The following is an 11,587-nucleotide window of genomic DNA, read 5'->3' on the forward strand; positions in this document are numbered from 1 at the left end:
AGTACGGATGTGGTCGCTTTCGCATTCACCCGTACTGCACCGAGGACGACGACGCCCTCAGGCGTCACTCGGTTCCCGGTGGTGTGCATGCCGCACAGACTACGCACCGTCAAAACCCGCCTAGCCCCGAAGTTCACCCCAAATCAGGCAACTTGCCTCCAACGAATCGGTGATGTGATCCCGTTCACCGTCCCCGCACTTGTCGCATCCGGAAGGCCGTTCTATCGTCGTGATGTATCGAGTCGATACATCAGAGCGACATAAGCGAGCGGAAGACCGAGAGGAGGCGACCATGAGCCGGCGTTCCGGGATTCTGGAGTTCGCCGTACTCGGTCTCCTGCGCGAGTCCCCGATGCACGGCTACGAGCTGCGCAAACGACTCAATACGTCACTGGGCGTGTTCCGGGCGTTCAGCTACGGCACGCTCTATCCCTGCCTCAAGACGCTGGTCGCCAACGGCTGGTTGATCGAGGAGTCGGGGAACGCTCCTGAGGACGCCCTCGCCGCCCCCCTCGCGGGGCGCCGCGCCAAGATCGTCTATCGGTTGACGGCGGAAGGTAAGGAGCACTTCGAGGAACTGCTCTCCCAGACCGGCCCCGACGCGTACGAGGACGAGCACTTCGCCGCGCGCTTCGCGTTCTTCGGGCAGACGTCGCGCGACGTACGCGTGCGCGTGCTGGAGGGGCGCCGCAGTCGGCTGGAGGAGCGCCTGGAGAAGATGCGCGCCTCCTTCACTCGGACCCGGGAGCGCCTCGACGACTACACGCTTGAGCTCCAGCGCCACGGAATGGAGTCCGTGGAGCGCGAAGTGCGCTGGCTGAACGAGCTCATCGAGAGCGAGCGGGCCGGACGGGACCTCCGTGGTTCCGCTTCCGGGGGGCCCGCTCAGCCCTCTCAGCAGAACAACACATCTGGAGCGACGGGCAACCTGCCACGGCCCGGGGACACCCCCCGGACCGATCTGCCCGACGACACCGCCACGTGAGCGCCCAATCAGGGCCTCACTCGTACACACAGGGAGCAACCGGAATGGGTTCGGTTCGCGTAGCCATCGTCGGTGTGGGCAACTGCGCCGCGTCGCTGGTTCAGGGAGTCGAGTACTACAAGGACGCCGACCCGGCGTCCAAGGTGCCCGGACTGATGCACGTCCAGTTCGGCGACTACCACGTCGGTGACGTCGAGTTCGTCGCCGCCTTCGACGTCGACGCGAAGAAGGTCGGCCTCGACCTCTCGGACGCCATCGGTGCCAGCGAGAACAACACCATCAAGATCTGCGACGTCCCGAACAAGGGCGTCACGGTCCAGCGCGGCCACACCCTCGACGGTCTCGGCAAGTACTACCGCATGACCATCGAGGAGTCCGCCGAGGAGCCGGTCGACGTCGTCCAGGTCCTCAAGGACAAGCAGGTCGACGTTCTCGTCTGCTACCTGCCCGTCGGCTCCGAGGACGCGGCGAAGTTCTACGCCCAGTGCGCCATCGACGCCAAGGTCGCCTTCGTCAACGCCCTCCCGGTCTTCATCGCCGGCACCAAGGAGTGGGCGGACAAGTTCACCGAGGCGGGCGTCCCGATCGTCGGTGACGACATCAAGTCGCAGGTCGGCGCCACCATCACGCACCGTGTGATGGCGAAGCTGTTCGAGGACCGCGGTGTCCGCCTTGAGCGCACGATGCAGCTCAACGTCGGCGGCAACATGGACTTCAAGAACATGCTGGAGCGCGACCGCCTCGAGTCGAAGAAGATCTCGAAGACGCAGGCCGTCACCTCGCAGATCCCCGACCGTGAGCTGGGCGAGAAGAACGTCCACATCGGCCCGTCCGACTACGTCGCGTGGCTCGACGACCGCAAGTGGGCCTACGTCCGCCTCGAGGGCCGTGCCTTCGGCGACGTCCCGCTGAACCTGGAGTACAAGCTCGAGGTCTGGGACTCCCCGAACTCCGCGGGTGTCATCATCGACGCCCTGCGCGCCGCGAAGATCGCCAAGGACCGCGGCATCGGCGGCCCGATCCTGTCGGCGTCGAGCTACTTCATGAAGTCCCCGCCGGTCCAGTACTTCGACGACGAGGCCTACGACAACGTCGAGAAGTTCATCAAGGGCGAGGTCGAGCGCTAAAGCTCGCCGTCACTCAAAAACGCTCCTGCCAGGGCTGTGTCGAGGGTCCCCGGGTTGTACCACCCGGGGACCCTTCCCGTATGTGAGGCTGTGCCCCATGGCCGTCGTCCGTGACCTGCGCGTCCTGTTGCGCTTCCAGGGTTTCCGACGCCTGCTCTCCGTACGCCTGCTCTCCCAGGGCGCCGACGGCGTCTACCAGGTCGCACTCGCCGCGTACGTGGTCTTCTCCCCGGAGAAACAGACCTCGGCCGCCGCCGTCGCCTCCGCGATGGCCGTTCTGCTGCTCCCGTACTCCCTGGTGGGACCCTTCGCCGGCGTCCTGCTGGACCGCTGGCGCCGCCGCCAGGTCTTCCTCTACGGCAACCTGGTGCGCGCGGCGATGGCCTCGGCGACGGCCCTCCTGATGGTCGGCCACGCCCCGGACTGGCTCTTCTACGTCTCCGCCCTGTCCGTCACCGCCGTCAATCGCTTCGTCCTGTCGGGCCTGTCCGCCGCGCTGCCCCGCGTGGTCGACGACGAGCGGCTGGTCGTCGCCAACTCCCTCTCCCCGACCGCCGGCACCCTCGCGGCGACCGCGGGCGGCGGTCTCGCCTTCGTCGTACGGCTGCTGGTGGCGGACTCGGACGCGGCCGTGGTGCTCCTCGGCGCGGTCCTGTACCTGTGCGCGGGGCTGGCATCGCTGCGCATGTCGAAGGAACTGCTGGGACCAGAGGCGGCGCTGGTACGCCCCGGCTTTGCGGCAGCCCTCTCCGGAACCGCCCGTGATCTGGCGGCAGGCGTACGCCACCTGGCCGGGCGCCCGCGCCGGGAAGCAGCCTGGGCACTCGCCGCCATGACGCTGATGCGCTTCTGCTACGGCGCCCTGCTGGTCATGCTGCTGATGCTGTGCCGGTACGAGTTCACGTCCACCACCGATGACGGACTCGCCCTGCTCGGGCTGGCGTTGGGCATCTCGGGCGCGGGCTTCTTCGTGGCAGCCGTGGTGACGCCGGGGGCGGCGGGACGACTCGGCCCGGGCCGCTGGATCGTGGTGTGCGCCGCGTCCGCAGCGATCCTGGAGCCCGCCCTCGGCCTGCCGTTCGCCGTCGCACCCATGCTGGCAGCGTCCTTCTTCCTCGGCCTGACGACCCAGGGAGCGAAAATCGCGACGGACACCATCGTGCAGTCCTCGGTCGACGACGGCTTCCGGGGCCGGGTGTTCTCCGTCTACGACGTCCTGTTCAACGTCGCCTTCGTCGGAGCGGCAGCAGTCGCCGCGCTGATGCTGCCGCCGGACGGGCGCTCTGTGGTGTTGGTGGTAACAGTGGCCGTTATCTACGGGGCAATTGCAGCGGCTATGACCCGCTTTGAACGCCAGTAAGTGTCACATCAAAGCCACAGAGTCCCCCTCGGGTACAGGAGTGTCAGTGGGGCCCGGTAGCTTACGTGCGTCTTACTCGCTCCTTATGCGTGTCACGCACCCATGTTCTAGGGGGACCCCCAAGTGACTACTCCGCCGCCCCAGGGCCAGAACCCGTTCGCTCAGGGCCAGCAGCCCTACGGCCAGCCCCAGGCCCAGGCCCCGTACCCGCCGCAGGGCGGCAACCCCTACGCCCAGGGCCAGCCGGGCGTTCCCCCGCAGGGTGGAGTCCCCTACGCGCCGGTGCCGCCGGCCCCGCCTGCCCGGCGCTTCAACAAGAAGGTGCTGCGCATCGTCGGCTTCATCGTCGTCGCGATACTCATCGCCGCCGGCAAGTGGTTCTTCGGCCAGACGGACGCGGAGACCACGTCGGTGGGTAGCTGCATGCACAACGAGGGCACGCAGATCAACCCGGACCTGAAGACGGTCGACTGCTCCTCGAGCGACGCTCAGTACAAGGTCGTTGAGAAGTTCGACAACACCAGCGATGACAGCAAGTGCGAGTCTGTCGCGTCTGCGGAAATCTCTTACTACCAGACGGGTGACGGCCACGACGTGGTCCTCTGCCTGAAGGAAGTCAAGTAGGGCGCATCTTCGCTTGAGGGGTGATGTTTCACGTGAAACATCACCCCTCAAGCGTTGTCGCGTGTGGACCTTATGGCGCGCCAACCACTCCACGCTCTGAAGAAGCTCAACTCCCTTGCCTCTGTTGACGTCGTCCGAAAAGGTCGTTCTCACGCTTGGAACTGACCATTCCGAGCACGGCAAGTACGAGTCCGACTTCAGAAAACGGGGCACCAGCATGACCAGCCGACCCACCCACGTGACGATGGCAGCACTTGGCGCTGCCGTACTTCTCGTCGGCACGGCATCCCACGTAGCCGCCGCCGAGAACAGGCAAAGCGCAGTCCAGCAGCGTGATCCCGCTGCTACACCGTCGGCATACGCCGCCTATCTGCGCCACTCTCACGAAAAGGGTGCCGCCGACGCTCTGAGGGCGTTCCAGGCCCTGACGCAGGCTGAGCAGTCCAAGTTCCTCGGCTACCTGCACGATCCCGCCCTACTCAAGTCAGCCCTCGACAAGAGCGCGGGCCAGAGCACGGGGGCTCCGCTCTCCACGCGGAAGAGCACGGACATGACCTCGCTGTACAACGGAGATGTCGTCATCGGCCAAGAGCGCACCGTCAGCGGCCTTCCCGTCGCCGCACGCGCCCTGGCGAGCGGCGACCGCACGGTGAACTACACGACGTACGTGAAGGTTTTGGGCGTCAAGGTCATCAAACTCAACCTTGAGATGATCTTCCACAGCAATGGCCGGGACATCACCAAGGTCATCAAGGCCGATGCAAGCAAGCGCAATCTCTCCGGCGTCATCAGCCTGTCTCACGAGAAGGAGAAGACGTGGCTGAGCAACTGGAGCTTCTGCGAGCGCGGTAAGCCCTGCGACAGCGGTCATCTGGCCAACGCTTCGGTGATCTGGGAAGGCAATGTGGCGTACAGGGGGAGCGTCATCCAGATCGACAAGAAGCAGTACATGAAGGCCAACGTGCACGGCAAGCTCACTGACTACTACCTGCACAACGCGTAGTCGCGAGCGACGAAGCCGAGAGAAGGGAGCATGTTTCACGTGAAACATGCCCCCTAACGCTATGCCTGAGAGGCCCACCACTCCTTCAGCGCCCTGGCCGCAGCCTCCTCGCCCATAGGCCCGTTCTCCAGGCGCAGCTCCAGCAGGTGCTTGTACGCACGGCCGATGGCGGGGCCGGGGCCGACGCCGAGGATCTCCATGATCTGGTTGCCGTCCAGGTCCGGGCGGATGGCGTCCAATTCCTCCTGTTCCTGGAGTTGAGCGATGCGCTCCTCCAGGCCGTCGTACGCACGCGACAGCGCTGACGCCTTGCGCTTGTTGCGGGTCGTGCAGTCGGAGCGGGTCAGCTTGTGGAGGCGATCGAGGAGCGGGCCGGCGTCGCGGACGTAGCGGCGGACGGCGGAGTCCGTCCATTCGCCCGTGCCATAGCCATGGAAGCGCAGGTGGAGTTCGACCAGGCGTGAGACGTCCTTCACCAGGTCGTTGGAGTACTTCAACGCCGTCATGCGCTTCTTGGTCATCTTCGCGCCGACCACCTCGTGGTGGTGGAACGAGACCCGGCCGTCCTTCTCGAAGCGGCGCGTGCGCGGCTTACCAATGTCGTGAAGGAGGGCGGAGAGGCGGAGGACCAGGTCGGGGCCGTCCGACTCCAGTGCCATCGCCTGCTCCAGGACGATCAGCGTGTGGTCGTAGACATCCTTGTGGCGGTGGTGCTCGTCCCTCTCCAGACGGAGAGCGGGAAGCTCCGGCAGGACGTGGTCCGCGAGGCCCGTGTCCACCAGCAGAGTCAGGCCCTTGCGCGGGTGTGCGGACAGGATCAGCTTGTTCAGCTCGTCCCGGACCCGCTCGGCCGAGACGATGTCGATGCGGCCGGACATCTCCTTCATCGCGGTCACCACCTCAGGGGCCACCTCGAAGTCGAGCTGGGCCGCGAATCGCGCTGCTCGCATCATTCGCAGCGGGTCGTCCGAGAAGGAGGCCTCCGGAGTGCCGGGTGTGCGCAGTACCCGTGACGCAAGGTCCTCCAGACCGCCGTGCGGGTCGATGAACTCCTTCTCGGGCAGAGCCACGGCCATCGCGTTCACCGTGAAGTCACGGCGGACCAGGTCCTCCTCGATGGAGTCGCCGTACGACACCTCGGGCTTTCGCGAGGTCCGGTCGTACGCCTCCGAACGGTAGGTCGTCACCTCGATCTGGTAACCGTCCTTCTGCGCACCCACTGTGCCGAAGGCGATCCCGACCTCCCAGACGGCGTCCGCCCATGGGCGCACGATCTTCAGTACGTCCTGGGGGCGGGCATCGGTGGTGAAGTCCAGGTCGTTGCCGAGCCGGCCGAGCAGCGCGTCCCGGACCGAGCCACCGACCAGGGCAAGGGAGAACCCGGCCTCCTGGAAGCGACGGGCGAGGTCGTCGGCGACAGGGGCGACCCGCAGCAGTTCACTGACCGCGCGGTGCTGCACCTGGCTCAGGGCGCTGGGCTTGTCTTCGTTGGCGTTCGGCACAACAGAAAAGGGTACGTGGCCCCGGCGACCCCGAGCGCCCCTATTTACACGGGCGCTCCCGACGGCACCTCCATGAAATCTGCACAGGCCGATGCGCGGGCCCGAAGGCAAGGGCCGCCCGCCCGACGTACGGATTCGCTCCCCTTTATACGCACACATACAGGACGGCCCGGTCGCGTCCCACGATCTTGTGGAGCAGTCCGCGGCACTTCCCCTCAGCGCGCATCGTTACCATGCGTGGACGCACATTGCGACGACCACTGACGACCACTGACGACGAGGGACGGGCGAGCGCGTGGCCGAGGCGGCAGACTTCCAGGGGATGAGTCCCTCACCTGCCCGCCGGTGGCTGAGGCGCACGGGAGCATTGCTCGCCGGAGCGCCCCTGCTGGCCGGACTGCTCCAGCTGTCCGCCGCCGCGCCCGCGAGCGCCGCGTCCGGCACCGTCTCCGTGGACATCGACACGCTCACGCCCAACGTCCCCACGGACGGGGACACCGTGACCGTGTCCGGCACCGTGACCAACGACAGCAAGCAGACAGTCACGGACGCCCAGGTGGACCTCCGCGTCGGTCCCGAGCTCAACACCCGATCGGAGATCGACGGCGTCGCCGCGGGCGGCGAATTCAAGCCGGGCCTCGACGGGACGATCGTCGGCGGCAAGTACGTCCAGAAGTTCTCCAAGCTGGCCCCGGGCGTCGCCCAGAACTTCAGCATCTCCGTCCCGGTCGACGAGCTGGACCTCGGCTCGGACGGCGTCTACCAGCTCGGGGTCTCCCTCACGGGGCAGACCTCGGCGCAGCAGTGGCAGCAGGTCCTCGGCATCCAGCGGACGTACCTGCCCTGGCAGCCCGAGGAAGCCGACACCAAGACGAAGACGGCGGTGCTCTGGCCGCTGGTCTCCACCGTCCACATGACGGCAGAGACAGGGTCGAACGCACAGCAGACACCGGTCTTCCTCGACGACGACCTGGCCAAGGAGATCTCCCCGGGCGGGCGGCTGGAACAACTGCTGTCGCTGGGCAAGAGCCTGGACGTCACCTGGGTGATCGATCCCGACCTGCTGGCCTCCGTCGACGCGATGACGCGCACCTACAGGGTCCAGTCGGGCAACGGGACCGTGGCAGGCACACACCAGGCGGTCGCCAAGCAGTGGCTGGCCGAGCTTCAGGACGCGGTGGCGGACAAGGAGGTCGTCGCCCTCCCCTTCGCCGACCCGGACCTCGCCTCCCTCGCGCACAACGGCACGATGGTCAGTGGCTCCCTGAGCCACCTCAAGGAGGCCACCGACGTCGCGGCCACCACGGTGCAGACAGTGCTCCACGTGACGCCGAGCACCGACTTCGCCTGGCCTGTGAACGGCGCCGTCGACCCGTCGATCGTCAAGGTCGCCACCTCCGCGGGCGCCGACAAGGTGATCGCGCGCAGCGACAGCCTGGAGGAGACCGCCGGTCTGCCGTACACGCCCTCGGCGGCCCGCCCCATCGGCGGCGGCACGACGGCGGTGGTCGCTGACGCACGGCTGTCGACAGCGTTCCAGGGCGACCTCACCTCGGCCTCCGCCTCCACCCTCGCCGTGCAGAAGTTCCTCGCCTCGAGCCTGGCGCTGAACCAGCAGGTGGACAAGCAGCGCAGCGTCGTCATCGCCCCGCAGCGCCTGGCGACGGCGAGCCAGGCGCAGGCGATGGCCGCGGCGGTGGCCGCCCTCCAGGGCGGCACCTGGTCGCAGAATCAGACCCTCACGTCTGCGGCCGCCGCCAAGCCGGATGCCAGTGCCACCACCAAGGTCCCCTCGGCCTCCGCCTACCCCGCCAAGCTCCGCAGGCAGGAACTGTCGAAGCTGTCGTTCGAGCAGATCGCGGCCGTGCGGGACAAGCTCGACAAGTTCAAGGTGATCCTCACCGACCAGTCCCGCGTGGTGACCCCCTTCGGGCGGGCCATGAATCGCGAGATGTCGACGTCGTGGCGCGGTCGCCCGGCCGAGGCGCAGAACTACCGCGACGGCGTGCGGAACTACCTCAACACCCTGACCAGCCAGGTCAAACTGATCGACAAGTCCGATACGAAGCTCTCCGGGCGCAGCGCCACGATCCCCGTGACCGTGCAGAACAACCTGGTGCAGGGCGTCGACCACCTCGTCCTGCGCCTCACCTCCACCAGCCCGACCCGCCTGAAGATCGGCGACGGTGACTACGAGGAGCAGCAGGTCGCGGTCAACGGGGGCCACAGCCAGACGGTGAAGTTCACCACCTCGGCCCAGGCCAACGGCCAGACGGAGGTCGTCGCCCAGCTGTTCACCGAGGACGGCCAGGCGTACGGCGATCCGGTGCGGTTCGACGTGAAGGTCACCGAGTTCACGGCCACGGTGATGCTGGTCATCGGCGGCGGCTTCCTCCTTCTCGTCCTCGCCGGTTTCCGCATGTACAAGCAGCGCAAGCGCGCCGCCGAGCGGGAGGCCGCGGACGGCGGACCCGACGGGCCGGACGAGGCCGGCGAGCCGGTGGACGGCCCGCAGAACCCCGAGGGGCCCGAAGGCCGTCTCTCGGAGGAGTCGGGCATCCGGCCCGGGGCAGACGACCCGCAGCAGCCGAGTGACCCGACACCGGACACCGCAGCGGAAAGCGCCGACCCGTCCGGCACGGGTGAGAGAGTGGACCGTTGAGGATGTCGTGGCCGGTGGGCCCGGGACGATGAGGTGGGGTAACCATGAACGCGCCGTACGACGGTGACCGCGGCCAGGCCGCGGGCAGCTCGGGTCACCCCGAGGGCCCGCCGCCCGAGCACGGCCAGGTACCGCCGCAGCCCCCCGCGGACATGTACCTCCAGGACGCCTATGCCCAGGACCCCTACCGGGCGCAGGACCTCTCCGCCCAGGACCCGGTCGCCGAGGCGCTCTACGACCGCGCCGCGCATCCCCCGCCGCCTCCGGGCACGTACCAGCCGCAGCAGCCGCTGTACGGCCAGCCCCAGCAGTCCCCGTACGCCCCCGACCCGCACGTGTGGGCCCAGACCCCGGCGCCCGAGCCGGACAGCGCGACCCAGTACCTGCCGTACGGCGACGACGCGCGCACCACGCAGTACGTGGGCGTCGACGACCTCGTCACGCACTCCGCCGAGGAGCGGCACGAGCCGGACGCCTTCGCCCACCTCTTCCGGGACCAGCAGCAGGGCGGCGCACCGCAGCCGTACCAGCCCCCGTCGGTGCCGGCTCCGTCCCCGGCCCCGGGCCCCGTACCGGGTGCCGAGCCCCCCATGCCGCCGTCCGCGGACAGGACGATGAACCTGGGGACCGCGCCCGTTCCCCCTCCGGCCTCACCGGCTCCGGCCGCTGCCGCGAAGAAGGGCGGGAAAGCCGCGGGACTGATGAAGTCCAGTGCGGTGATGGCGGCGGGCACGATGGTGTCGCGGCTGACGGGGTTCATCCGGTCGGCACTGATCGTGGCGGCGCTGGGCACGGCTTTCCTGGGCGACGCCTTCCAGGTGGCGTACCAGCTGCCGACCATGATCTACATTCTCACCGTCGGTGGCGGTCTCAACTCCGTCTTCGTCCCACAGCTCGTGCGTGCCATGAAAGAGGACGACGACGGCGGCGAGGCATTCGCGAACCGACTGCTGACGCTCGTCATGGTCGCGCTCGCCGCGCTCACGGCCATCGCGATGTTCGCGGCGCCGCTCCTGGTGCGCGCTCTGTCGAACCCTGTCGCGACCAACCCCGCCGCGAATGACGTCGCCATCACCTTCAGCCGCTACTTCCTGCCCTCGATCTTTTTCATGGGCATCCACGTGGTGATGGGGCAGGTCCTCAACGCCCGCGGCAAGTTCGGCGCGATGATGTGGACTCCGGTCCTCAACAACATCGTCATCATCGTGACGCTGGGCATGTTCCTCTGGGTGTACGGCACCGCCGAGCACTCCGGCATGGACGTCAACAACATCCCTCCGGAGGGCCAGCGCCTCCTCGGCATCGGCATCCTCCTCGGCCTGGTCGTCCAGGCCCTGGCGATGATCCCGTACCTGCGCGAGACCGGCTTCAAGCTGAGGCTGCGCTTCGACTGGAAGGGCCATGGCCTCGGCAAGGCGGCCATGCTGGCCAAGTGGACGATCCTGTTCGTCCTCGCCAACCAGGCGGGCGCCCTCGTCGTCACCCAGCTGGCCACCGCGGCGGTCGCGGACACCAAGATCGCCGGTACCGGCTTCAGCGCCTACGCCAACGCCCAGCTCATCTGGGGCCTGCCGCAGGCCATCATCACCGTGTCCCTCATGGCCGCACTGCTTCCCCGCATCTCGCGTTCCGCTGCGGAAGACGACGCCGGCGCCGTCCGTGACGACATCTCCCAGGGACTGCGCACGACCGCGGTCGCCATCGTGCCCCTCGCCTTCGGGTTCGTCTCCCTCGGCATCCCGATGTGCACCCTGATCTTCGGCTCCTCCGGCACCAGCGCCGCCACGAACATGGGCTACATGCTGATGGCCTTCGGTCTCGGCCTGATCCCGTACTCAGTGCAGTACGTCGTCCTCCGCGCCTTCTACGCATACGAAGACACCCGCACCCCCTTCTACAACACGGTGATCGTGGCGGCCGTCAACGCGATCGCCTCCGCCGCCTGCTACTTCGTCCTGCCGGCCCGCTGGGCGGTCGTCGGCATGGCCGCCTCGTACGGCCTGGCCTACGCCATCGGCGTCGGGGTCGCGTGGAACCGACTGCGCAAGAAGCTCGGCGGTGACCTGGACGGCGCCCGCGTGATGCGGACGTACGCCCGGCTCTGCATCGCCTCGGTACCGGCCGCGATGCTCAGCGGCGCGGCCTGCTACGGCATCGGGCACACCCTCGGCCAGGGCGTCATCGGTTCTTTCGCCGCCCTGATCGTCGGCGGAGCGGTCCTGCTCGGGATCTTCTTCGTGGCCGCCCGCAAGATGCGCATCGAGGAGCTGAACTCCCTGGTCGGCATGGTGCGCGGACGGCTGGGGCGCTGATACGGGGGTACG

General features: G+C 67.7%; 8 protein-coding genes. 7 read left to right on the forward strand and 1 reads right to left on the reverse strand.

Annotation, left to right across the window (positions count from 1 at the left end; translation table 11 throughout):
• The first annotated feature begins 292 nt into the window (after positions 1 to 292).
• The 5 genes from DI272_RS22730 (at position 293) to DI272_RS44220 (ending at position 5,099) form a co-directional block, all read left to right on the forward strand.
• Positions 293 to 985, forward strand: coding sequence for a PadR family transcriptional regulator (locus tag DI272_RS22730; RefSeq protein ID WP_109497133.1), 693 nt, complete (start codon positions 293 to 295; stop codon positions 983 to 985).
• A 44-nt stretch (positions 986 to 1,029) separates the two neighbouring features.
• Complete coding sequence (locus tag DI272_RS22735) at positions 1,030 to 2,112, forward strand: inositol-3-phosphate synthase (protein ID WP_109497134.1); 1,083 nt, start codon at positions 1,030 to 1,032, stop codon at positions 2,110 to 2,112.
• Between the two features lie 97 nt (positions 2,113 to 2,209).
• Positions 2,210 to 3,472, forward strand: a complete 1,263-nt coding sequence (locus tag DI272_RS22740) for an MFS transporter (RefSeq protein ID WP_109497135.1) — start codon at positions 2,210 to 2,212, stop codon at positions 3,470 to 3,472.
• Positions 3,473 to 3,595: 123 nt separating this feature from the next.
• Positions 3,596 to 4,096 carry a hypothetical protein gene (locus DI272_RS22745; RefSeq protein WP_109497136.1) on the forward strand — a complete coding sequence of 167 codons (501 nt, stop codon included), beginning with the start codon at positions 3,596 to 3,598 and terminating at the stop codon, positions 4,094 to 4,096.
• Positions 4,097 to 4,211: 115 nt separating this feature from the next.
• The gene (locus DI272_RS44220; RefSeq protein WP_146238379.1) at positions 4,212 to 5,099 is read left to right on the forward strand and encodes a hypothetical protein; all 888 of its coding nucleotides are present in this window, start codon (positions 4,212 to 4,214) and stop codon (positions 5,097 to 5,099) included.
• A 59-nt stretch (positions 5,100 to 5,158) separates the two neighbouring features.
• Here the strand turns inward: DI272_RS44220 and DI272_RS22755 are convergent, their stop codons facing one another.
• The gene (locus DI272_RS22755) at positions 5,159 to 6,601 is read right to left on the reverse strand and encodes a CCA tRNA nucleotidyltransferase (RefSeq protein WP_109497138.1); all 1,443 of its coding nucleotides are present in this window, start codon (positions 6,599 to 6,601) and stop codon (positions 5,159 to 5,161) included.
• A gap of 295 nt (positions 6,602 to 6,896) precedes the next feature.
• Here DI272_RS22755 and DI272_RS22760 point away from each other — a divergent pair, with 295 nt between their 5' ends.
• Both DI272_RS22760 and murJ read left to right on the forward strand, forming a co-directional pair.
• On the forward strand, positions 6,897 to 9,263 hold the full coding sequence (locus DI272_RS22760) for a DUF6049 family protein (RefSeq protein WP_109497139.1): 2,367 nt from the start codon (positions 6,897 to 6,899) through the stop codon (positions 9,261 to 9,263).
• Between the two features lie 44 nt (positions 9,264 to 9,307).
• Positions 9,308 to 11,575 (forward strand): murein biosynthesis integral membrane protein MurJ, encoded by a 2,268-nt coding sequence (murJ, locus tag DI272_RS22765; protein ID WP_109497140.1) that lies wholly within the window; start codon positions 9,308 to 9,310, stop codon positions 11,573 to 11,575.
• Positions 11,576 to 11,587: the final 12 nt, after the last annotated feature.

This window comes from Streptomyces sp. Act143, from assembly GCF_003143935.1.
In the GTDB taxonomy this organism is placed as follows: domain Bacteria; phylum Actinomycetota; class Actinomycetes; order Streptomycetales; family Streptomycetaceae; genus Streptomyces.